The organism is Sorangium sp. So ce117 (assembly GCF_051524395.1).
Classification (GTDB): domain Bacteria; phylum Myxococcota_A; class Polyangia; order Polyangiales; family Polyangiaceae; genus Sorangium; species Sorangium cellulosum_B.
Window position 1 is genome coordinate 652,465 of sequence record NZ_CP150309.1, and the last position, 22,617, is coordinate 675,081.

The 22,617-nt window shown below is 74.2% G+C and carries 15 protein-coding genes; 9 read left to right on the forward strand and 6 right to left on the reverse strand.

Features of this window, described 5'->3' with window-relative positions; all coding sequences use genetic code 11:
* Positions 1-165: 165 nt before the first annotated feature.
* On the forward strand, positions 166-1,305 hold the full coding sequence (locus WMF46_RS02510; RefSeq protein ID WP_437984121.1) for a serine/threonine-protein kinase: 1,140 nt from the start codon (positions 166-168) through the stop codon (positions 1,303-1,305).
* Between the two features lie 42 nt (positions 1,306-1,347).
* Here WMF46_RS02510 and WMF46_RS02515 read toward each other — a convergent pair whose 3' ends face one another.
* The 3 genes from WMF46_RS02515 to WMF46_RS02525 form a co-directional block, all read right to left on the reverse strand.
* Complete coding sequence (locus WMF46_RS02515; RefSeq protein WP_437984122.1) at positions 1,348-3,054, reverse strand: FG-GAP repeat domain-containing protein; 1,707 nt, start codon at positions 3,052-3,054, stop codon at positions 1,348-1,350.
* 381 nt (positions 3,055-3,435) lie between these two features.
* A complete protein-coding gene (locus tag WMF46_RS02520; protein WP_437984123.1) occupies positions 3,436-5,478 on the reverse strand; it encodes a vWA domain-containing protein in 2,043 nt (680 codons plus the stop codon).
* Between the two features lies 1 nt (position 5,479).
* On the reverse strand, positions 5,480-6,526 hold the full coding sequence (locus tag WMF46_RS02525) for a DUF58 domain-containing protein (protein ID WP_437984124.1): 1,047 nt from the start codon (positions 6,524-6,526) through the stop codon (positions 5,480-5,482).
* A 159-nt stretch (positions 6,527-6,685) separates the two neighbouring features.
* On the opposite strand from WMF46_RS02525, the gene WMF46_RS02530 reads away from it, so the two are divergent.
* The 5 genes from WMF46_RS02530 (at position 6,686) to WMF46_RS02550 (ending at position 13,375) form a co-directional block, all read left to right on the forward strand.
* The gene (locus WMF46_RS02530; protein WP_437984125.1) at positions 6,686-7,843 is read left to right on the forward strand and encodes a zinc-dependent alcohol dehydrogenase; all 1,158 of its coding nucleotides are present in this window, start codon (positions 6,686-6,688) and stop codon (positions 7,841-7,843) included.
* A 354-nt stretch (positions 7,844-8,197) separates the two neighbouring features.
* The gene (locus WMF46_RS02535; RefSeq protein WP_437984126.1) at positions 8,198-9,760 is read left to right on the forward strand and encodes a hypothetical protein; all 1,563 of its coding nucleotides are present in this window, start codon (positions 8,198-8,200) and stop codon (positions 9,758-9,760) included.
* 11 nt (positions 9,761-9,771) lie between these two features.
* Complete coding sequence (locus WMF46_RS02540) at positions 9,772-11,337, forward strand: vWA domain-containing protein (protein ID WP_437984127.1); 1,566 nt, start codon at positions 9,772-9,774, stop codon at positions 11,335-11,337.
* Between the two features lie 266 nt (positions 11,338-11,603).
* Positions 11,604-12,461, forward strand: a complete 858-nt coding sequence (locus WMF46_RS02545; RefSeq protein ID WP_437984128.1) for a hypothetical protein — start codon at positions 11,604-11,606, stop codon at positions 12,459-12,461.
* Between the two features lie 8 nt (positions 12,462-12,469).
* Positions 12,470-13,375, forward strand: a complete 906-nt coding sequence (locus WMF46_RS02550) for a hypothetical protein (protein WP_437984129.1) — start codon at positions 12,470-12,472, stop codon at positions 13,373-13,375.
* 95 nt (positions 13,376-13,470) lie between these two features.
* On the opposite strand, the gene WMF46_RS02555 is transcribed toward WMF46_RS02550, so the two are convergent.
* Positions 13,471-15,012, reverse strand: coding sequence for a WD40/YVTN/BNR-like repeat-containing protein (locus WMF46_RS02555; protein ID WP_437984130.1), 1,542 nt, complete (start codon positions 15,010-15,012; stop codon positions 13,471-13,473).
* Between the two features lie 74 nt (positions 15,013-15,086).
* Between WMF46_RS02555 and WMF46_RS02560 the strand changes: the two genes are divergently transcribed.
* Both WMF46_RS02560 and WMF46_RS02565 read left to right on the forward strand, forming a co-directional pair.
* The gene (locus WMF46_RS02560) at positions 15,087-17,720 is read left to right on the forward strand and encodes a hypothetical protein (protein WP_437984131.1); all 2,634 of its coding nucleotides are present in this window, start codon (positions 15,087-15,089) and stop codon (positions 17,718-17,720) included.
* A 43-nt stretch (positions 17,721-17,763) separates the two neighbouring features.
* A complete protein-coding gene (locus WMF46_RS02565; RefSeq protein ID WP_437984132.1) occupies positions 17,764-18,519 on the forward strand; it encodes a hypothetical protein in 756 nt (251 codons plus the stop codon).
* Positions 18,520-18,565: 46 nt separating this feature from the next.
* On the opposite strand, the gene WMF46_RS02570 is transcribed toward WMF46_RS02565, so the two are convergent.
* Positions 18,566-19,534: a hypothetical protein gene (locus WMF46_RS02570; RefSeq protein WP_437984133.1), complete on the reverse strand. Its 969-nt coding sequence runs from the start codon at positions 19,532-19,534 to the stop codon at positions 18,566-18,568.
* Positions 19,535-19,920: 386 nt separating this feature from the next.
* On the opposite strand from WMF46_RS02570, the gene WMF46_RS02575 reads away from it, so the two are divergent.
* Positions 19,921-21,294: a hypothetical protein gene (locus tag WMF46_RS02575; RefSeq protein WP_437984134.1), complete on the forward strand. Its 1,374-nt coding sequence runs from the start codon at positions 19,921-19,923 to the stop codon at positions 21,292-21,294.
* An 18-nt stretch (positions 21,295-21,312) separates the two neighbouring features.
* Here the strand turns inward: WMF46_RS02575 and WMF46_RS02580 are convergent, their stop codons facing one another.
* On the reverse strand, positions 21,313-22,287 hold the full coding sequence (locus WMF46_RS02580) for a tetratricopeptide repeat protein (protein ID WP_437984135.1): 975 nt from the start codon (positions 22,285-22,287) through the stop codon (positions 21,313-21,315).
* Positions 22,288-22,617: the final 330 nt, after the last annotated feature.

The window sequence follows — 22,617 nt, forward strand, 5'->3', positions numbered from 1 at the left end:
GCCCCATCGGCGACGCCGTGGGGCGTCTCTGTCGGTGTCGAGGGGGTTTCATGGGGCGCTCCGGCGCATCGGAGCACCTTTCCATGTTTGTCAGAGATGGCACGCAGTCTGCTTGAGCGCGGGTCATGGGCGTGGCGAGGCCGCGCAGCCGGGGCAGGAGAGAGCATGTCGCGCATCGAGACCACGGACACCTGGAACGGCACGGGCGGCGGCGCGTGGGATCTCGACGAGGGCCTCGGCGAGCCCGCGGGCAGCGTGCACGACCAGGAGGGGGATCTCATCGCGGGCAAGTACCGCCTGGTCCGCAGGATCGGCGAGGGGGCGATGGGCACGGTCTGGCTCGCGACGCACGTGGCGCTCGGGTCGGAGGTCGCGATCAAGCTGATGCGGCCCGAGCTCCGGTCGCCGGAGCTCGCGGAGTACTTCGTCCGCGAGGCGCGCGCCGCCGGCCGGCTGAACCACGCGGAGGTCGTCCGGATCTTCGATCTCGGCGAGACCGCGGCGGGGGACCCCTACCTGGTGATGGAGCTCATCGAGGGCGAGTCGCTGAGGAGCGCGCTCTCGCGCGAGGCGGCGATGACGCCGGAGCGGGCGATCGCGCTGCTCCTCCCGGTCGCGGGCGCGATGCACGCGGTGCACGAGAAGGGGGTCGTCCACCGCGACCTCAAGCCGGACAACGTGATGCTGGTGCGCCGCGGCGGCGGCCGGCTCCAGCCGAAGATTGTCGATTTCGGCGTCGCGAAGATCGTCTCCGAGCGCGAGGCGAGCCAGGCGTCGTCGAGCTTCGAGGTCTTCGGCACCCCCGATTACATGCCGCCGGAGCAAGTGCTCGCCGTCCCAGACATCGATCGCCGCGCCGATGTCTGGGCGCTCTGCGCGATGCTGTACGAGCTCCTGTCGGGCCGGCCTCCGTTCTCGTCAAGGAACGCGCTGGACGGCCTGCGGGCGGTGCTGCAGGACGCGGTGCCGTCGCTCGTCGACACGTGCGGCCTCGACGCGGAGCTCTGGGCGATCGTGGAGCGCGGGCTGCGGAAGGAGCCGTCCTCGCGCTGGTCGAGCATGCGCGAGCTCGGCGAGGCGCTCGCGGCGTGGCTAAGGGCGCGGGGCGTCCTGGAGGACGTGCGCGGCGTGTCGCTCCAGGGGGAGTGGCTTCCTCGCGAGGAGCCCTGTGTGCCTGAGGGCAATGGCGCGACGCCGCGCGTATCCTGGTGGGTGGAGGAGCGGAGCCGGCCGAGCCGCCGGTGGTCGTCGCGCCGCCGGGTGCACCGGGGCCGGCCTCACGGCGAGCAGACGGCCTGCCCTTGAGCGATCCCCCTGAATCGGCCGGCGTACGCCATGCGAGCGCGGTCACCGCGAGGGCTGACCCGTGCGCAGCGGGCCACCTCGCGAGGTGGGCCAGAGCATGCAATTGGCCGCCGATCCCGGGATCGTGAAGACATCCATCCCGTGCTCGAAGGTCTGCACGAAGACCTCGAGCTGGCCATCTCCGTCGAGATCACCCACCGCCGGCGCGGCGGGCGCGCCGTTGCCGTTGCCGTTGCTGCCGGGGTTCGGCAGGGGCACGTCGTGCAGGACCGCGCCGTTCGCGCCGAGGATCACGAGGTTGCCGGAGTCGAGCACGTCGGGAGCGCCGTAGGTCGCCAGCAGGACCTCGGGTGATCCATCCTGATTCAGGTCGGCCACGGTGGCCTCGGTCGCGAACATGATCGATTTGCCGTGCATGTAGTTGTATCGCCACAGGAGCGACGCATCGGGGCCGAACGCATAGAGATAGCCGTCGTTCATCGGGACGATGATCTCGGGCCGCGCGTCCCCCTGGAGGTTCACCGTCGTCGGCGAGGGCACGCCGTGCGGCGGGTAATAACCGTCGATTTCGAGCGGCCTCTCGCCGCGCGGGAGCGTCTCCCACCCGGGCTTGCGCATCGCCGAACGGCTGCCGTCGCCGTGCGCGCCCTCGAGCACCATCACCGCATACGCCTGCGTCTCGTAAGGCTCGTGCATCTCGACGTTCGGTACGCCGACGACCTCGTTCCGCCCGTCCCCGTCGAGATCGACCACGTTCGGCGGCGACGCGGTCCACTGCAGCCACTCGGCGGAGCTCGGGTGCGGCCACGTCCCGGTATGGAAATGATAGTGGTCGCCCTCCACCTTCGGGTCCGCCCACCGGATGAACTGGCCCCAGGTCAGCGGCTGGTCGGTGAACGCCTCGTCGCGATTCTTGAAATACGGCGCGGCGTCGATCGCCACGCCGTCGTGGTTGAACGCCTGGATGTGGTGGTTGTCGTAGGTGGCCAGGATCTCGAGCTCCGGGTCGTCGTCGATATTGCCGATGCCAACGTTGAGCCCATAACACCCGAACCCCGAGTGCCCCATGCCGTTGCGATCGGCGTCGTTCCCCGGGCCGCTCTGGCTGTTGTACCGAGGCCAGGCCGCGAAGGCGGTATCCGCGGGTGCGGGTTGATAGAGCGATCCATCCGCGCTGAAGACGAAGACCTGCGCGCCGCCGTCCTCGGTGGTCGCGGTCTGGGTCGTCGTCGCCACCACCTCGATGGTGCCGTCGCCGTCGAGATCCGCCGCGGCGAGCCCGCGCACCTCGGGGGCGCTGCCGGCCGTGGTGGTGTCCACCGGCCACCCGGCTTTCGGCGCGAGCGCGTCGTTCCATTCGAATGCGAAGACCTGATGACCGTTGCCATAAACGATGTCGATCGCGCCATCGCCCTCGAGGTCGGCGACCACGTGCGGCGCGTAAACCCGGTCCTCGCCGGCCTCGGCGCGATCGATCTCCTTCCCGTTCGAGTCGAAGACGAAGAGCGCATAGTAAGCGGCGATGAGCTCGTTCCGACCGTCGCCGTCGAGGTCCATCACCACCGGCGACGCGTACCAGCTCGTCTGCCCGGGCAGGACCATCCGGTGCTCGGGCGCCTGCACCTCGCCGGCGCTCGTGCCCACCTCGCAGATCGGGTTGCGCGTGCCGCCCGTGCCGCCGCCGGCGCCGCTCGCGCCACCCCCGATCTCGCCCCCGGCGCATGCCGCCGCGAGCAGCGCGAGGAGCAACGCCGCGCTGCCGAGACGCCACGCACCCGGGCCGGTGTGCGCGGCCCGCGGCGAAGGGGGCGGGTGCTGAGGTCCGGTGGGGAATCCGCGACCGGAACGGCACGGGTGGCGCTGGGTAACCATGGGTCCTCCGGGGGATGCGCCCGCGGGCGACGCCCGCCGGTGGAAAAGGACAGGAGCCAAGCTCATCGAGATTACCAGGAACCTTCAACGCCGTGGATACGAGAGTCCACCCGAGGGGAGCCTCACGGGTTTGCTGTGAGGGTGGTTGTCCAGAGCAGGGTGTGGTTCGTCGTCCGGGGATGAGTCCCGCACCTCAAGCAGGGATTCGCCTGCATCGGCGAACTCGCCGAGCACACTGCGCTCCTGCACGCAGCGTGCTCACGACCGCATCGGCACGCGCGTGAAATACCAGACGTCGAAGACCACGAAGCCGAGCGCCGCGAGCGCGAGCAGCCACGTCCACTCGACGTGGGCGTCCGGCTGTCCCGCCGCGCTGGAGACGGCGACCTCGCCGCCTCCCTCCGCGAGGAGCGGCCTCGTCGTGAGGTCGCTCTCGGCGACGCTCGTGAGGTTCGCCGGCACGACGACGGACCCGGCCTGCGGTCCCTGCCAGGCGAGGCGGTAGAACCCGGCGCGGGGCGTCTCCGCGATCACCGCGACGCCGGCGCGCTGCGCGACCTCGAGCCGCTCGCCCGCAGGGCCGATGGCCTGGAGGTCCCGCGCGGTCGCGGGGACGCTCACGCGCAGCGGCTCGCCGGTGCGCGCGGGGCCTGTGATGCCGTGGGCGCGGTGGGCTCGCGCCTGCTCGAGCAGGTTGCGCATGAAGAGCACGAACGACGCCTTGAGCGGCCAGTCGCTCTCGCCCACGTCGAAGCCGAGCAGCGTGCCGGTCCGCGAGGCGGTGGAGATGTCGGTCGCGATCGCGCCCTCCTGGGCGCGGATCAGCTCCTGCGTCGCCGCCTCCGGCTTGAGGGACGAGGCCACGCGGAGGTTCACGCCGTCCAGCGTCAGGAAGCGCAGCCGCGGATCCGCCGTGTCCCACGACGTGATCGTGGGGCGATCGAGCGCCTGCCCGACGAGCGTGCCGGCGCAGCGCCCTGGCGGCGGGTTCACGATCAGCAGATCGCCCCCCGGAGGATCGGGCGGGCACGCGCCGTCGATCACCACGAACGTGTCGGGATCGAGCCCGGACTTCGCGAGCAGATCCGCGAGCACGCCCGAGGTCACCGAGGTCATCGGATCGGACGCGAGCGCCCGCTCGATCCAGACGGAGCCTCCCGAGGGCGCTCCCGGCTGCGCGCCCTGGGCGTCGCCGCCCTGGCCCTTGCCGGCCGACGCGAGGAACACCGGGAGCTTGCCGCCGGCCGGCACGCGCCCGTAGGCGACGTCGTCGAGCGGCATCGCGTCGCGCGGCGAGAGCTCGAAGACGAGCCCCTTGCGGTGGTCGCCGGGCGACGGGCGGAACGTGAGCACGACAGGGAGGCGCTCGCCCGGCTTGACCAGCACGCGCCGCGAGCCGAGCACGTCCGACGCGTTGTCCTGCCGCATCGTCACGTACACATCGCGCGGCTGCGCCCCGAAGTTCGCGACCACGAGGAAGGCCTGCACCTCCTCGCGCTGCTCCGATCGCTCGCCGTCCGCGCCGCTCGCGCCGCTCACGTCAACCGCCGCGCTCCCGGAGCGCACGTCGACGCGGACGATGGCGGCGTTGTCGACCGGATCACCGACCGTGATGACCTCCACCGGCAGCGACACGCCGCGCAGCGAGGCGGGGCGGGCGAGGTTGCCGTCGGTGATCGCGACGACCCGGCGGGCGCCGCCGAGCTGGCGGAGCCGGTCGATCCCGAGCGCCACCGCGGCCTCGAGGTCGCCCTCGACGTCGCGCGCCGCGATGGGGTCGATCGCCGCCTTGAGCCGGACGAGATCGCGATCGAGCGCCGCGACGAGGCGCGCGTCGCGCCCCGCCTCGACGATCAGCGCGTCGCTGCCCGGGGCGAGGCCGGAGAGGAGGTCCCTGGCGAGCTGCTTCGCGAGCTCGACGCGCGTCGTCGCCTCGCCGGCCGGCCCTCGAGCGGCCGCGGACATCGAGGCGCTCGTGTCGAGGACGATCGCCACGTGATCGCCCGTGAGCTCGCGCCCGCGCGACGCGGGGCGGGCGAGGGCGAGCGCGAGGAGCGCGAGCGCGAGCGCCTGCAGCACGAGCGGCAGCTGGGCGATGAGCTTCCTGAAGGGCGCGCGCGCCATGAGATCGCGCTGCGCGGCGGCCCAGAGCCACGTCGAGGGGACGCGCCGGCGGCTCCGCTTGATCTTGAGGATGTAGAGCAGGACGAGCGGGCCGAGCAGCGCGAGCAGCCACAGGCCGCCGGGCGAGAGCAGCGCGAGCGGGGCGCCCGCGGAGGCCTGTGCGAGCGGGGCGGCCACGTCAGTCGACGCTCCTCGCGACGAAGCGGCGGACGGCGCCCTCGAGCGGCTCGTCGCTCCGCGCTCGCACGTACGTCGCCCCGTGGCGGCGGGCGAACGCGCGCAGCGCCTCACACAGACCGGCGAAGCGGGCCGCGTAGGCGGCGAGGGCCGCGGCGTCCAGCGTCACGTCGACGAGCGCCCCGGTCTCGGCGTCCTCGAGCGTCAGGTCGCCCTCGAAGCTCGGCTCGATCTCGTCGGCGGCGACGACCTGGAGGGCCGCGACGTCGTGGCCGGCCTGCGCCGCGCGCCCGAGCGCGGCGGTGACCGGGCCGGGATCGAAGAAGTCGGAGACGACGCAGAGGAGGCCTGGCCGCGCGCTCTGCCGCACGACGGCGTCGATGGCGCGCGCGAGGTGCGTCCCGCCGGAGGCCCTCACGCCGTCGAGGGCGCGGAGGAGCGCGGCGAGCCCCGCGCGCCCGCGCACCGGCGCGTGCTCGCGGGCGATGCCGTCGCCCGCCACGAAGAGCTGCGCGCGCTCGGAGCGCGCGAGCGACATGTACCCGATCGCCGCCGCGAGCCGGCGGGCCGCCTCGAGCTTCGTGGGCTCCCCGAAGTCGAGGGACGCCGACGCGTCGCACACGATGCGGGCGATGACGTCCTCCTCGGCGCGGAACAGCTTGAGCACCGGCTCCCCGGTGCGGGCGTACGCGGCCCAGTCGATGCGCCGCATGTCGTCGCCGGGCGCGTACGCCCGGTGCTCCTTGAACTCGGCCGAGCCGCCGCGGCGCCGCGCGAGGTGCTCGCCGGCGCCGCCGGAGCGGGCGCGGATCTCGAGCCGCCGCTGGAGCACCTCGAGCTCGCGGACGAAGCTCGCGCCGAGGAGCGGCTCGGGGGACGAGGGGAGCATCGGAGGGGAGTAGACCTCGGCGCGGGCGGGGGTGCCAGCGGGGTCGCGGAGGAGCGGCGGCCCGCGCTCGGCGGGGGCGCCGGCCGCGCTCGGCCCGTGGTCGTCGCGGTCGCTCCCCGGCGTCGAGACAGACCGCCACGGTGGGGCAGGGCACCCCACTCGCGTTCGTCGTGGCCGACAGGGCTCCCGTCAGCGGGCGCGCCGCTGCTCCGTGGCTCGCTTTATGCGAGCCAGCGCTGTGGTTCAGCTGTCGTGCGCCGGCCCGGCCGGTAGAGCCGCCGAGCGCCCGTACCGATGTGTCACCCGAAAGGAGGCACCGTGAAGGCCCTGGTTTTCCACAAACCTTCGGACGTCCGCGTCGAGGACGTCCCGGATCCCCGGATCGAAGAGCCCACCGACGTCATCGTGCGCGTCACGGCGACCGCGATCTGCGGCTCGGATCTGCACATCTACAATGGCTTCTTCCCCCAGGCGAAGCCCATGGTGCTCGGCCATGAGTTCATGGGCGTCGTCGAGGAGATCGGCCCGCAGGTCACGAAGCTGCGGAAGGGCGACAGGGTCGTTGTCCCGTTCCCCATCGCGTGCGGGCGTTGCTTCTTCTGTCATGCGGAGCTGCCCGGCCATTGCGAGAGCTCCAATCCCAAGCACTACGGCCCCGAGGGCGGCACGCTCGAGGGCAAGGGCGGCGCCCTCTTCGGGTACACGGACCTCTACGGCGGTTACAACGGAGGTCAGGCCGAGTACGTGCGCGTCCCTTACGCCGACTTCGGGCCACGGAGGGTGCCTGAGCGCCTCACCGACGAGCAGGTCCTCTTCACGACCGACATCCTCCCCACCGGGTGGACGGCGATCGAGTGGGCCGAGCTCAAGGGTGGAGAGACGGTCGCCGTGTTCGGATGCGGGCCTGTCGGCCTCGCGACCATGAAGTGCGCCTGGCTCCGCGGCGCTGCGCGCGTCATCGGCGTCGATCGGGAAGAGTACCGCCTGAAGACCGCCCGCGAGGTCGCCAAGGCCGAGACCGTCAACGCAGACAAGGTCGACGCCGTCGAGGCGATCCGCGCGATGACGGGCGGGCGCGGCGCGGACGTGTGCGTCGACGCGGTCGGGATGGAAGCGCACCGCGGCCTCCTCGAGAAGGCCTCCAGCGCCCTTCACGGCCAGGTCGGGACGATATCGGCCCTCCGGCTCGCCCTGAGCGCCGTGCGCCGTGGCGGGGTCGTGCCGGTCGTGGGGGTCTACGGCGTGTCCTACGACAACTTCCCGCTGGGCCAGGTCTTCGACAAGGGCCTGAGGCTCCAGGCCGGCCAGGCGCCGGCGCACAACTTCATCGACCGGATCCTCAAGCACATCGAGGACGGTCACCTCCGGGCGGACGACATCATCACCCACCGCCTGCCGCTCTCGCGCGCCCCGCACGGCTACGAGATCTTCAACAAGAAGCTCGACGACTGCGTCAAGGTCGTCCTCAAGCCCTGACGCAGGGCGCGGATCACCCCTCCGGACGCTCGTCCGGCGCGCCGTCATGCACCCTCCGCCCTTCGAGCACCGCCATCACGCCCCCTCGTCGGCGGGCGATGCTCCGCCGGTCGATCCGGCGCTCGGGAGCGGCCGCGCGCTCGGGCGCCGCGGACACGCGAACCAGGGCCCGCCGCAGCCCTGACGCCTGACACCGGCGTCAGGGGCGCGCGGCCGCGTTGCTTTGTAATTGGTTGAATTGATGTTTGTTTGTTCAGGGTATGGCGCTTGCTTGGGGCCGGACCTCGGCGAGCGCCCCGCTCGCTTGCTCAGCCGCCCGCGATGGCCTCTGATCGCACGGAAGGAGAGCTCCCGATGGCTCGAGATCTGCGCTCAACTCGAATGCTCCTTCACCCCTTATGGTTAGGAGCCCTGGCGCTCCTCGTCCTCAACGATCACGCCCTCAAGGGCTCCGGCCTATTCCCTGGCTGGTTGACCGGGAAGCTCAGCGACTTCGCGGGGCTCCTTGTCGCGCCCGCGGTCCTCGCCTCGCTGCTCCGCGTGACCTCGCGCCGTGGATTCCTCGGCGCGCACGTCGTCATCGGCGTCGTCTTCTCGGCCATCAAGCTCGCTCCGGAGGCCGCCCGCGCGGTCGAGGGGCTCATGGCGCTCACGCCGCTCCCGTGGCGGATCACCGTCGACCCGACGGACCTCATCGCGCTGCCGGTCCTCCTCGCCTCGTACCGCGTGCTCGGCGAGGCGATGGCGCGGCCGGCGCCCGCGCGCGCGGTCGCCCACCGCCTGGCGCTGATGGCGGGCAGCCTGTCCTGCGTGGCCACGAGCTACGACGCGCCTCCGTGCGGCGAGGCCGAGGGGTGCGTACCGCCGCAGCCGCAGGAGCTCGCGTCGCTCGTGATCGGCAACACGACCGGGACCGAGCAGCTCATCCGCGTCCGGCGCCTCCGGGAGTCGGTGCGGGTCGACTGCGGCGTCGTGCTCGACGACCCGACGAGCGCACTCTCGCGCGATCTGTTCGCGAACGCCGAGACCTGGCTCATCGCGCCGGGCCGCGCGCTCCCGCTGGGCAACGCGGGGTGCGATGCCTACCTGATCGACGCCGACGGGCTGCCGCTCACGCTCCTCGCGTGGTCCGCCGCGGAGCTTCCGGAGCAGCTGCTCGTCACGTCGACGGAGAACCCGCAGCCGGATCGGATGATCGCGCTGCAGCGCGCCGGGGCCAGGCTCGAGCTCGCCGAGCACCCGGCGGTGTTCCCGGCGCCGCCCCTCGAGACGCCTTCGCCCGTGAGCGCGTGCGGCGTGTACGCCGCGGGGAGCGGGCTCGACTGGACCATCCCCGTCCCCGGGGCAGGGGTCCTCACCGGCGTGACGTCGTCTCCGGACGGCTGCCATGCCCTCACGCTCGAGCGCGGTGAGACGTTCTTCCTCTGCGCTCCCGCCGAGGCGATCCCGTTCAGCGAAGGCGACGTCCTCCGCGTGAGCTCCGTCGCGATCGACGGCGGCAGGTACCCGGAGCTCCTGCGGGACCAGCTCGCCTTCGCGCGCGGCATCCACATCGAGAGCGCGACGCACGCCGTGCTCGCGCTGCGAGGCAACGTGCTCGCCCGCTGGTCGATGGTCGGCCGGCAGCCGGCCGCCGATTTCTCGGCCGATCTCTCGCCGCTCCCGGGCTGCGACGCGTTCCACGATGCCTGCGGAAGCCTCGTCGCGCCGCTCGAGGCGTCGCTCCTCGGCGAGGGCGTCTCCGGGGTCGTCTCGCTGCGGCCCGGCGAGAGCGCGGAGCTCGCCGAGGGCGCCGGCGCGCTCTTCCTCGTGCGCGCCGACGACATGCCCGTGCGCGACGCGGAGTGCTTCACCGCTCCCATCGATCAACCCCGCCTGCTCGAGTCGGTCTTGGTCGCCGCCACCGCGGCGCCGTAGGAGGTCACGCCATGAAGCTCCGAATCCATGATGTCCTCGCGCTCGGCGCCGCCGCCGCGCTCGGCGCGGCCGGCTGCGCCGATTCCGGTGACGCTCGGGGCAGCGTCGCCGCGCCCACGGATCCCCCGGGCAGCGTGGGCGTCTCCCAGGGGGGCGCGCAGGATTTCGGCCTGTTCCGGCAGATCCTCGAGGACGGCGAGATCCCCGGGCCGGACACGCTCGACGACGTCGGCTTCTTCGCCGAGCACAAGCTCGATTACCCGGCCGCGACCTGCGGCGAGGACGTGTGCATGCACGGGCTGCTCGGGATCATGGGCAACATGATCAGCGGCTCGCCCTGCACGCTCATCCAGATCGGGATGAACTCGCCCGTGGATCTCGGCGCGCTCGAGCGGCCGCCGCTGCACCTCGTCATCGCCGTCGACACGAGCGGCTCGATGGAAGGCGACCCGATCGCCTACGTCAGGGCGGGGCTCGTCGAGATGATCGACGCCCTCGAGCCGACCGACCGGATCTCGCTCGTCCGCTACGCGGACGCGGCCGAGGTCGTCCTCGATCAGGCGGAGGGCTCGGACAGGGAGGCGCTCACGGAGGCGTTCGAGGGCCTGACCGCGCGGGGGTCGACCAACCTGTACGAGGGGCTCTTCACCGCGTATGCGCTCGCCGAGCAGCACCTCGATCCGGCCTGGCAGAACCGCGTGATCTTCCTGTCCGACGGCGTGGCCACGGCCGGGCTCACCTCGCCTCAGCGGCTCGTGTCGCTCGCGGCCGGGTACGCGGAGAAGGGGATCGGCCTCACGGCCATCGGCGTCGGGGCCGAGTTCGACGTCGACGCGATGCGCGGGATCAGCGAGGTCGGCGCGGGCAACTTCTACTTCCTCGAGGACCCGAAGGCGGTGGAGGAGGTCTTCGCCGAGGAGGTGAAGACGTTCCTCGTGCCGCTGGCGCTCGACGTGGAGCTCGACGTCGCCGTGGGCGACGGTTACGTCGTGCGCGGCGCGTACGGCACGAACGGCTGGCAAGGCGGCGAGCGCGGCGGCGCCGTGCACATCCCGAGCCTCTTCCTCGCCGGCCGGACGAGCGCCGCGGAGCCCGTCGGCTCCGGCCGGCGCGGCGGCGGAGGCGCCATCCTGCTCGAGCTCGTGCCGAAGCCCGATCAGCAAGGCGTCGAGGACCCGCGCGCCGTGGGCAGCCTCGCGCTGTCGTGGCGGCACCCGCTGACGGGCGAGGCGCACGCGCAGGCGGTCGACATCGAGGCGCCGAGCGCGCCCGACGCGCCGCCGGAGGCCGGCTATTTCTCCGGCGACACCGTCGAGAAGGGCTTCGTGATGTTGAACCTCTTCGCCGGGTTCAAGCTCGCCGCCCAGCTCGCCGCGGACGCCGACCCCCGCACCGCGCGGCGCACGCTCGAGGCGCTGCGGCCGAACGTCGAGGCGTGGCTCGCGGATCATCCGGACCCCGACGTCGAGGACGACCTGCGCTACGTCGATCTGTTCATCGAGAACCTCATCACGGCGGAGGCGAACGTGCAGCCCTACACGCCGGCGGATCCGCCGAACCCCTGGCCCGCCGATTGAGCCCCGCGCGCCGCGCGCCAGGTGACGGCGACGCGCGCCAGGTGACTCCAGCGCGCCGCGCCCGTGACCCCCATTCACGTCGATCCCCCTCAACACGCGTCTCGACGTCTCCACGTCTCCACATGCGCTACGCGTGTACGCGTGCATGCGTACACAACAACGCGTCCCGTGCGCCGCGAACGTGCGCCGCGGCGATGTCGCTTCCTCGCGGCGATCGCCTTGTGTAGGATCGAATTTTCCCGGCCGTCGAGGAGGAGAGTGCACCTATGCGAAGATCCATGTGGTTCGGGCTGGCGAGCATCACCGTCGGTCTCACGGCCGCTCTCCCGGCGAGCGCGGGTGTCCCGGAGTGCGGCAACATCCGCTTCGAGGGCCTGTCGAACTGCGAAGTGCGCGTCACGGGCGAGTGCACCGCGGGCTGCAGCGAGCTCGGGATCTACAAGACCGCGTGCGCCACGAAGCTCGTGCAAGTCTGCAAGACGGAGTGCACCCTCTCGGCGGAGGCGGGCTGCACGGACAGCTGCACCGAGCAGTGCAGCGCGGACTGCGACAGGGGCATCAATGTCATCTGCTCCCACAACTGCTTCGTCGAGTGCACCACCACGCGGGACGACGAGTGTCGTGGCGCCGTCGACGCCGCCCAGTGCGCCGCGACGTGGGACGCGAACTGCGACAGCGAGTGCGGCGCCAAGTGCGTGACGGTGGATGGCGGCTGCTACCAGCACTGCATCGAGTGCTGCGGAGGCTCGTGCACGGCCGACGCGAACATGGACTGCCAGACCACGTGTCAGAACGAGGAATTCGAGGACTGCGAGCACGAGTTCCGCGCGAACTGCGACGCTTCCTGCAGCGGCGACGGCGCGCTCTTCTGCGATGGGAAGTTCATCATCTCCGGATCGCAGATCCCGGCGTGCGTGAACGCGCTGCTCGCGCAGGGCGTCAGCGTGAAGGCCGAGGCGGAGGTCACCATCGGTCCAGACGGCATCGACGGGAACCTCGCAGCCGGCATGTGCGCCGCCAGGCCTGCGAGTAAGGCCTCCCTCACCGCGCCGCTCGCGGTGCTCGCCGCCGCGGCAGGCTGGCTGGCGCGGCGCCGCAAGCGCTCATCGCGTACGTCGGGCTGAGCGTCCAGGTGAGCGTGCGGCCGACCCACGAGGCGCTGTTCGCGCTGCTCCTCCTGTGCTCCACGGGCTGTGCGGGCGAGGCGGCTGACGCGCTCGTGGTGATCGGCCTCACCACGGATATGGCGGTCGGCTTCCAGTTCGATCACATCGAGACGACCACGAAGGTGGATGGCGTCGTCACGGGCACCGAGCGTCTCTCGTATGGCGGGGGAGAGCTGTCGCTCCCGGCCGAGCTCGTGGTCGGGCCAGCGCCCGACGGCGCGGAGATCGAGCTGTCCATCGCGGCGTTCCGCGACGGCGAGGCCTCTCCCATCGTGACGCGGAGGGGCGCGACCCGCGCGGCTGGCGGGCGGAGTCTGCTCCTGCCCGTCTCGCTCGACGAGGCGTGCTGCGCGACCCCCTGCGCGGCGAGCGCGACCTGCGCGGCGGGGGCGTGCGTCGAGCCCTTCATCGCCCCCTCCGCCCTCACCGACTACGACCCGCTGTGGATCGCGTCGGCGAGCGATGCGTGCAAGACGCCGGGCTCTGGCGACCCTGCGGTCGTGATCGGGCAGGGGGAAAGCGCGTTCGCTTCGCTGGAGCCTGGCGAGGTGGTGCCGATCGAGGCGGGCCCTCAAGGGGGCCATCACGTGTGGCTCGCGCTGCGCGTGACCGGCCTCCGGCAGATGGGCTCGCGCCTGACCGTGGAGGGGTACTTCCCCGAGCTGGAGTTCGAGCTCCTTCCCTTCACCGCCCAGGTCACGATGCACAAGGCCGGGGAGGACCGCTGCGAGATCGATGGCGTGCGCTTTCAGGTGGACCGGGGGCTCCCGGTCGAGGCCGTCCGGGGGCAACCGCTCGATATCGAGGTTGCCCTGGAGGACCCGAACGGCGACGTCGCGATGGCCGCGCAGCGGGTCGTCATCTCTCCCTGACTCGTCACCTGTCGGAGCGGCCTCATGAGGGGTCCGACCCCGGTTCCGGATCGACGTGCCCCCTTCGCGAGGGGGCGCCGGCACGTCGCGATCTCTCAGAGGCGGCCCTCGAGGCTGTCCGTTGTGGTCCTGGCTCGGCCGAGCGCCCCTCGTACGATGACGCCAGCGCATCGCCACCTCCGTCGCGCCGCCGCGGCCGCCGCCAGGCACGCGGCGGAAACGGCGCCGGCCCAGCCCTCCTCCGCGCCGCCGCCACGGCAGTTGCAGCCCGCTCCGCCCGGCCGCGCCCCTCCAGGAGGCGGCGCCCCGCCTCCTGGTCCGTCGGGCGCTCCGCCTACACCCGCGGCGCTCGTCTGGCCGCCGCCGCTCGCCGCCGCGCCGGCGCCGGTCGCGCCGGTCGCGCCGGTCGCGACGGCGCTCGTGCCGCTGCCGGCCGCGGGTGAGCCGGCGTCCGGCGTGCAGTCCCGGTGGCCCGTCATCAGCGCGATCCTCGGCCAGTCCGCCGGGCAGACCGCTCCGACCGCGGTGCTCGCCGCGCACTCCAGAGGACCACGAATGCAGCTCTGCTGGAGCAGCGGCTCGAACGTCGCGCCGCCGTCGAGCGAGCGGCCGATCGTGAAGCCGTCCAGGAACTCGCTCGCGCACGCGTAGAGGCCCGAATCCGTCCAGGCGAGGCAGCGCGGCGCGACGCTCGAGACGCGCTCGAAGGCTAGCGTCGACGAGGGCGCGCGGAAGACGCCGTCGACGTCGCTGCCCACCGCCACCGTCGCGCCGTCCGGCGAGATCGCGAACGCGCGCACGAAGCCCTCGGTCGTGAACACCGGCGCGAACGCCGCCCCGCCGTCCGTCGAGACGAACAGGCGCCCCGGCGCGCTCGCGATCCGCACGTACAGCACGTCGGCGTCGAGCGGATCGACCCCCGCGATGTAAGGCTCGCGCGACGTCGTGCTCCCCGGCACCGCCGCGGTCTGCCACGTCTCCCCGCCGTCGGCCGAGCGCGCGAGCACCCCCTTGACGGAGCCGCCCTCGCTCGCGAGGCCGCTCACGTAGACCCGCCGCGGATCCGACGGCGCGACGTCGACCGTCCGGGCCACAAAGCCCGCCGGGAGCAGCGCCCCCGCGCCGGTCCAGCTCGCGCCGCCGTCGCGCGACGCCCAGAGGCCGTGCCTGGTCCCCGCGGCCACCGCGACGACGTACGACGGATCGCCCTGCCGGACCGAGAGATCGATCACCTCCCGCCCCGCGAGCTCGGCGGCGCGCGCCCAGGCGCAGCCGCCCTCGGCGCCGACCGCGATCCCGTCGGCCAGCGCGGCGAGCACCCGGCCGCTCGCCGCCGCCGCGATGGGCGGGGATTGGCCGGCCGTGTCGTCGTACCCGACCGCGCCCTCGCAGATCCAGCGCCAGCTCGCGCCCCCGTCTCGCGTGGTCAGCAGGCCGTACGTCATCCGGGCGACGGCGCGCGCTGGATCCGCCGGGTCGAACACGATCTGGTCCGCCGAGGGAAAGACGCCGTTCGCGGCCGCAGGGGAGGGGAGCGCCATGGCGACGAGCGCGACGGCGCGCGGCACGGCGGCGAGCGCGGCAGCGCGCGCCGGGCGAGAGCCCGGCCTCACGGCGCGCGGGGGAGACGATCGCATCAAGGGATCCATCGTACCGCGGCGCGCGCCGAGAACCGCCCACGCGCCCTCCGCGCCCCGCTACACTCGCCGCAATGCCGGAGCGCATCGTCGTGTCCTTTCGAGGTACTGCGGCCCTCTCGCAGCCAGACAGCACGGACGCGGTCGCGCCGTGGCCCGGCCGCCGCGGCGCGGCGCGGGCGCCCGCGCCGCCGTCGCGCCAGAAGGGCGCCGCGCGCGCCGCCGGCGGCGCCGCGCGCGGCGAGGAGAGCTACCTCGCGAGGGCGCTCGCGCTGAAGAAGCGCGCCGAGGCGCTCGGCGCCACCCTGTGCGCCTGGAGCGCGCAGACCTTCTCGTTCGAGTTCACCCCCGACGACGTCGAGGAGGCCGTGCTGCTCGCCGCGCTCGCCGCGGAGGACGCGTCGGTGCACCCCGACGCGCGCTTCGCGGTCGGCATCGCGCAGGGCGAGATGACCTACGTCGGCGAGGCGGGGCGCTTCACCGCGCTGTCCTGGGGGCAGCCGCTGCTCGTCGCCGTCATGCTCGCCCGCGTCGCGCTTCCCGGCGACGTGCTCCTCGATCCAGCGCTCCCCGGCGTGATCTCGGGCGAGCTCATGACCCTCGGCGCCCACCGCGGCATCGACGGCGCGCGCCGGGTGCGCGGCCTCCGCCTCGACGCGCAGCAGCCGCTGCGCAGGCAGGTCGCCGAGAGCGTGGCGCGCCTGTGCAAGCCGCCGCTCATCGGCCGCGACGCCGAGCTCGCCGAGCTCGCCGTGCCCCCCGGCTCCCTCGCGATCGTCCGGGCCGAGCCCGGCGCCGGCGGCACGCGGCTGCTCCTCGAGCTGGAGCGGCTGCTCGCGCCGTCGCGGAGCCTCTTCGTCGCGCCGATCGGGGCCTCGCGCGAGCCGTTCGGCGCGCTCCGGCGCGCCCTCGCGCGCGCGGCGCTCCGCGCCGACAAGGGCCGCGCCCGCGCGCCGGTGCTCCCGGATCGGCTGAAGCCCGCGCTCGCCCGGCTCCTCGCCGGCGAGGGCGTCGAGCCTAGGATCGCCGCCGAGGTGCTCGCCGTGTGGCTCGCCCCGTCGGACGTCCGCGTCGGCCTGCTCGCCGTCGACGACGCCTCCGAGGTCGACGCCGCGAGCCTCGACGCGATCGCCCTCGCCCTCTCGCCGGGCGGCCCGCGCGCCGTCGCCCGGCTCGGGCGCTCGGATCCGCTCCCCGCGCCGCTCACCGCGCTCACCCCCGCCGCCACGGTCACGCTGGGGCCGCTCCCCGCGCCGGGCGCGCAGGATCTCGTCCGCCGCCTCCTCGACGGCTGCATCGACGAGGCGGGCGCGCGCCGCTGGGCCGCGCGCGCGCCCGCGTTCCCGCTGGCCGTGCGCGAGCTCCTCTGCGAGGCCCTGGAGAGCGGCGCGCTGCGCTGGATCGGCAGGAGCGTCGGGCCGCGCCGGCGCAGCGCCGGGCGGGGCAGGCCCCCGCGCACGATGACCGGCGCCGAGCTCGCCGCGCCCCCCGCGCTCCGCTCGATCGAGGGCCGGCTGCGCCTCCTCGCGATCGGCCAGCGCACGGTGCTCACCGCGCTCGCGACCCTCGGCGGGGACGCGTCGGACGCGGCGATCGACGCGCTGTGCGACGGCACCGGCGCCCCGAAGGTGGCCGCGGTCCAGGCGGCGCTGCTCGGCGCCGGCTGGGTCTTCCGGCCGGAGCCTGGCTGGCTGCGGCTCTCCTCGCGCACGCTGCGCGACGCCCTGCTCGCAGGCGTCCCGCCGGGCGAGCGCGCCGCGTGGCACCTGGCCGCGGCGCGGGTCGTCGAGGATCACGCCAGCGTCCTCGGCCTCGCCGACGCCGCGTGGCACGCCGCGAAGGCGGGCGATCGGCGCTCCGCGGCCGATCTCGCCGGGCGCGCCGGGCGCGCGGCCGGCGACGCGCTGCTCGAGGGCGCGGCCGCGGAGCTGCTCGCGTTCGCCGACGAGCAGGAGACCGCGAGAGATCACCGGGACGTGGCGCCGGACAGCTCGTCGAGCCAGCCGCCTACCTACCGCACGCCCATCGAGGTGGTCGGCGACGCGCCGGAGCCGCAGCGCGCGGCGCGCTCCGCGCTCGCTGCGGAGGGCGAGCGCGGCGAGGGCGCGGGCGACGTGGCCGGCGCGCCCGCGGCGCAACCGGACGAGGCGCCTAGTGATTTTCCCGACGCGACCTCCCCGGACGTCGCTCTTCCGTGCGGCGACGCCTCCGGCGATCCGCTCGCGAAGACCACGGAGTCGCCCGTCCTGTCGATGAACGACATCGCGGTCCGCCTCGCCGAGCTGGCCAAGCAGGCGCTCGTCCAGGGCGACCTCCGCACGCTCGAGCGGCTCGTGGGCGAGCTCCGCCGCACCGGCGAGCACCTCGAGCTGGCGGAGCGCATGACCGGCCTGATCTCGCTCGGGCGCGGCGCGAAGGAGGAGGCGCTCCGGCGCTTCCGGATCGCCGCGGAGGCCGACGCGTCGCCTTCGCAGCGGGCCCGGGCGCTGCTCGCGTACGGCGTCGCGCTGGCCGCCGCGGGCCGCACGGAGGGCGCGCTCCTCGAGGCGCTGAGCGCCCTCGCGCGCGCCCGCGAGGCCGAGGATCTCCACGGCGAGCAGGCGTGCGCGCAGTTCCTGGCGCAGCTCGCGGCCGCGACCGGGCACGAGGGGGCGGCCCGCGCGTGGGCGCAGGTGGCGCGCCTCGCCGGCGCGGAGCTCCCCTCGTGACGGCGCATTGACAGCGTCGTCGCGGCTGTCCATACCGCCGGCCATGTCGTCCCGAGAGCCCTCCGGCGAGCCGGCTCCCGCGCCGGAGACCGGCGAGGAGCGCGCCTCGCCGCCAGCGCGCGCCGCCGGAGAGCGCGCCAGCGCCGGGGCGCGCCTCGGCGTGCGCCGGGTCGCCGCGCTCCTCGCGCTGGCGCTCTCGCTCGGCGCGATCGCCGGCGTCGCGTACCAGCGCTACGCCGCTGTGCACCTGCGCGCCCTCCCGAGGGTCCCGAGCTGCGTCCGCGGGGCGCGGGTGGCGCTGCGCAAGCCGGTCGCGGCGTCCGGCACGGAGCCGCGCCAGACGGCGTCGGGCGAGACGGTCTACCTCACGCCTGGGGAAGATCGCGCCGTCGCCTGCGCCTTGCAGGTCGACGAGGCGCTCGCTCGGCACCTCGCCGGAGCGCTGGCCGAGCAGGCGCCGGCGCAGCGCGCCGCCCGGCTGAGCGAGCTCGTGCGCGACCGCGTGCCGGCCGACCCGGCCCACGATCGCGCCGCGTCTGCGGCGTACATGATGGCCTCCGCGGCCCTGCGGGGCCTGCCAGACGACGTCCCCGAGGTCCGCGCCGCCGCGGAGGAGCTCGATCGGCATCACACCTGCCGCTTCGACACGCGCCGCCCCTGTCCGACGCGCCCGCCGCTGCCGGCGCTCGTCTGGCTCACCGGCTTCCCGGCGGCGCTGAGCCTGCTCGGGCTGCTCTGGATCGGCCTCGCCGCGAGCGCCGCGCGCACCAGGCGCTGGAAGGCGCGCCGGGGCCGCTGATCGCCCGGGCTCGCGCGCGTCGCGCGCCTCCGCCTCTGCGATCGCCTCAGTCGATCGCCTCGACGCGAAAGCTCGACTGGACGAGGCGGCGGGGCCGGGCCCCGATGTCGGCGACGTCGAACCCGAAGCCCGCGCCCTGGTGGTGGATCCCGCCCGACGTGGCGCCGCTCGGCATCTGCACCGACGAGCTCACCGTGACGTAGACCTTCGCCCCCTTGGTGAACGCGGCGGTCATCGCGAGCACGCGCCCGGCCAGCTGCGCAGCCGCCTCGCGCGCCACCCGCGCCCAGAGCGCCGCCGCTCCGGCCGTCGATGACAGCGCGCGCACCCCGAGCACCGCGCCGGCGCCGCTCAGGTGCACCTCGAACACCGCGCGCGCCGTCGAGGGCGTCTCGGCGCTGCGCACCGCGTCCGCCACCACGGACGCGACCGTGCCGGCGGCGGGCAGATCCAGCCCCAGCGTCTTGTCCCGATCGCGCATCGCCTCGCGCAGCAGCTCGCCCGCCCTGTCCGCCGAGACCTCGCGCGGCGCGGCCGGCGCGGTCGGCGCCGGCGCCGGCGGCGCGCGGTCCGGCAGAACGCCGGGCAGCTGCCACACCGGCGCCCCCCCGAGGCCGGCGACCCCGCGCGGCGCCTCGGCGGTCGGCGGCCCGTCGTACTCGCTCGACGGCGCGGGGGCCGGAGGCGCCACGGGACCCTCCCGCGGCTCGACCGGCGCCTCCGTCGGCGCTTGTGGATCGAGCGGCCGCCGCTCGCGGCGCGCCGTCCGGCCGAGGACCGGCTCCTCCTCGCGCGGCCGTGCCTCGTCCGGCGTGCGCGGCGGGGGCGTGCGCGCCTCGTCCTGCTCCGGCCCGCGTGGCGCGATGGGCTCTATCTCGATCTCCACCTCGCGGCGCGCGCCGCTCGAGCGGGCCTCGAGCACCGGCCCCGGGGCGCCCGCGATCCGCGCGAGCAGCGGGATGGCGGCATGGAGCAGCGTCGCTGCGAGCAGGAAGCGGACCTCGCGGGAGAGCAAGCGCCGAGCACCTTGGTGGGTGCCGGACAGGGGCGCAAGTGCGCGTTTCGTCGCCGGCGTGCTCACGTCCCCGCTCGCGCGCACCAGCGCAGCCCCGGGCACACCCCGCCCGCTCCCTCGCTTTGCGGCCCGACAGGCTCACCCACGCGTGTTCCAGCAGGGGACAGGGTATTACGGCCACGCTTAAATATGCGCGTACGGAACGGTTGTCGCTTGAGCTGGAGACCGTACTGGTCGATGCTCCGCCTGCCGCGACGCCTTCCGGGCTCACGGCAGGAGCAGAGACGCAGCGCGCTGCCGCCATGCGGCGCGCTCACGGAACAGACGCAGCGCCTGGCGAACCAGGGCTCGGCGCTACATCCCCGTTGTAAGGGAGGGGTATCGAAATGAAGGGAAACGTGCGCGCTGACGGGTCGCCTGCGGACCTGTCGCCGACGCCCACGCCGCCGCCCGTCACCGTGATCCAGGGTTGCGCGGATCGCGGTGTTCCCCTCGACCTGCCCCCCCTCGGCATGGCCCCCGCGCCGGAGGAGCAAGCGTTCCTTCCCGGTTTCGCCCCGCCAGCGCCGCAGGGGACGCCGCCCTTCCCCATGGCCGGGGCCGGGCCGTACGGCTCCTGGTCCGCGCCCTCGCCGGACGAGCGCCGCGCGCGCGTGTGGCGCGCCCTCGGGGCGTTCGTCCTGGCCGCGGCCACCGTGATCGTCGTCGTCGCCGCCGCCGCGCGCGGGATCGCCGCGCGGATGCCGATCGCCTCCGCCGAGGCCTTCCGCGCCATGACCCCCGTCAACCGCGCGTCGCTGCTCGCGCTGCGCTCCTCGCGCGAGGACGCCGGGGCGAGCGCGGCCGTCGCGCCGGAGGGGCTCGCGCGCTTGCAGCCGCCGGCGCCGCCGCCCGCGCCGGTGACGCCGCCGCCCGCGATCCGGCACGACGGGTACGCGTCGATCCGCGGCGGCGTGCTCTTCACGCCCGACACGTTCAGGCCCGCCGGGTCGAGCTACGATCTCCTGCTGCACTTCCACGGCAACACCCAGCTCGTCCGCGAGAGCGCCGAGGTCGCCGGGCTTAACGCCGCGGTCGCCGTCATCAACCTCGGCATCGGCTCGGGCGCCTACGAGGACTTCTACGCGACGCCGGGCGTCTACGAGAGCCTGCTCGCGGACATCGACCGGGCGCTCGCGCAGCGCGGCCTGCCGACCCCGCGGCTCCGCCGGGTCGCCCTCTCCTCGTGGAGCGCGGGCTACGGCGCGGTCGCCAAGATCCTGGAGCTCCGCCGCGGCACCGAGGCCCTCGACGCGATCCTCGTCACCGACGGCATCCACTGCGGCTTCGTCCCGGAGCAGCCGAGCGGGCTCAACCCGCTGCAGCTCGCCTCGTTCGCGCGCGCCGCGCAGCTCGCCGCCTCGGAGAAGCTGCTGTTCACCATCACGCACTCGGAGATCGACCCGATCGCGTACGCCAGCTCCGCCGCCACGGCCAGCTACCTGCTCGACGCCGGGGCAGGGCGCCACGTCGAGCGGTCGCCCGCGTCGGACGCGCCCCCGCACCTGCGGCTGCGCGCGGCCGAGGGCGCCGTCTCGAAGAAGCTCGAGAAGCAGATGATCCCGACCACCGAGGCGAGCGTGGGCGAGCTCCATGTCCGCGGGTTCCGGGGCAACACGCCCGAACACCACATGGCGCACCTGCTCCAGATGGCCTCGACCGTCCTCCCGGAGCTCGTCGAGCGCTGGCGCGAAGGCGGCGATCCGTCGTCCGAGCGCTGATCGACGGGAGCGGCAGGGTCAGCTCCGGCTCCGCGCCTCGGCCATCCAGGCCCCGATCGCCGTGGCCACCGGGTGATCCGCCCCGAGCTCCGCCTCGGCGAGCGCGAGCGCCCGCTCGTACAGCGGCAGCGCCGTGGACGGCCGCCCCGCGGCGTGGTGGACCTGCGCGAGCCGGACCAGCGTCGGCCGGAGCGACGGGTGGGCGGCCCCGGCCAGCGCCTCCCGCGCGGAGAGCGCGCGCTCGTACAGCGCCGCCGCCTCGGCCGCGTCCCCGAGCGCCTCCCTGGCGGCCGCCAGGTTGTGCAGGATCGACGCAAGGAGGGCCCCGTCCACGCCCGCCCCCGCCTCGGCGATCTCGAGCGCCCTCCGGAGCATCCTCTCCCGCTCGGCGGTCGGGAGGTCCTCTTCCAGCTCCAGGAACGTGGCGGCGTTGTAGAGCGCCTCCGCGACGAGCGCGTGACGGGCGCCGAGCGCCCCCTCCCGCAGCGCGATCGCCCGCCGGAAGAGCGGCGCCGCCTCGGCGCGGGCCCCCCGCCTGCCGAGCAGCAGGCCGAGCCGGTTCAGCAGCGCCGACAGCTCGATGGGGTCGGGATCGCGCATCCGCTCGTAGCCCGCGAGCATCCGGCGGAACAGCGCCTCGACGTCGTCGAGCTCGCCCTGCCGCTCGAGGATGGCGGCCAGCTGCTCGAGCAGCCTCGGCAGCGGCGGATCGGCGCTCGCCGCCGCCTCGGCGATGGCGATCGCCCTCGCGGAGCTCGCGCGCGCCTCGTCCAGCCGCCCCTGCGCGAGCCGCGCCGAGCTCAGCGCGTAGAGCGGCGCCGTCAGCTCGGCGTCCCCGTCACCGTAGATCTCCTCGGCGATCCGGAGCGCCCGCGCGCATGTCGCCTCCGCGTCGGCGTGGCGCGAGCCGGCAAGCTCGGACGCGGCCACGTCGAGTAGGCGCCGGTACTCTCTTCCCCTCCACCAGCGCAGCACGGCGCGATCCGGTCGCATCCTCCTCTACTACCTCGTCCCCACCCGGGAGGGCGAGAAGGCCGGCAGGGACGTCCGGCGCGCACCGGCCGGCGTCCGGCGGCGGCACCCGACAAGGATGATCGGAAGAGCATCGCGCGGGCGCGGAGCAGTGTACTCTGCTCGCAGGATCTCGTGGCGCGAAGGTGCGATGCAGACGCTCGATGCCAGCAACTGGCGGCTCCCGTCGATCGGGGCTATGGCGCACGGCGCATGGTGCAGCGCCTCACGCTCGGCCTCTCGCGCGGGGGCCCCGGCCTCACGAGCGGGGCGATCGTGGAGGCGATCGAGGAAAGGTCGCCAAGGACATTT

What these genes read in the sequence shown, in the direction of transcription:
- WMF46_RS02580 (WP_437984135.1), bottom strand. Translation starts at nt 22,287, where the DNA reads ATGCGACCGGATCGCGCCGTGCTGCGCTGGTGGAGGGGAAGAGAGTAC.
- WMF46_RS02555 (WP_437984130.1), bottom strand. Translation starts at nt 15,012, where the DNA reads ATGCGATCGTCTCCCCCGCGCGCCGTGAGGCCGGGCTCTCGCCCGGCG.
- WMF46_RS02565 (WP_437984132.1), top strand. Translation starts at nt 17,764, where the DNA reads ATGTCGTCCCGAGAGCCCTCCGGCGAGCCGGCTCCCGCGCCGGAGACC.
- WMF46_RS02540 (WP_437984127.1), top strand. Translation starts at nt 9,772, where the DNA reads ATGAAGCTCCGAATCCATGATGTCCTCGCGCTCGGCGCCGCCGCCGCG.
- WMF46_RS02545 (WP_437984128.1), top strand. Translation starts at nt 11,604, where the DNA reads ATGCGAAGATCCATGTGGTTCGGGCTGGCGAGCATCACCGTCGGTCTC.
- WMF46_RS02510 (WP_437984121.1), top strand. Translation starts at nt 166, where the DNA reads ATGTCGCGCATCGAGACCACGGACACCTGGAACGGCACGGGCGGCGGC.
- WMF46_RS02575 (WP_437984134.1), top strand. Translation starts at nt 19,921, where the DNA reads ATGAAGGGAAACGTGCGCGCTGACGGGTCGCCTGCGGACCTGTCGCCG.
- WMF46_RS02560 (WP_437984131.1), top strand. Translation starts at nt 15,087, where the DNA reads ATGCCGGAGCGCATCGTCGTGTCCTTTCGAGGTACTGCGGCCCTCTCG.
- WMF46_RS02535 (WP_437984126.1), top strand. Translation starts at nt 8,198, where the DNA reads ATGGCTCGAGATCTGCGCTCAACTCGAATGCTCCTTCACCCCTTATGG.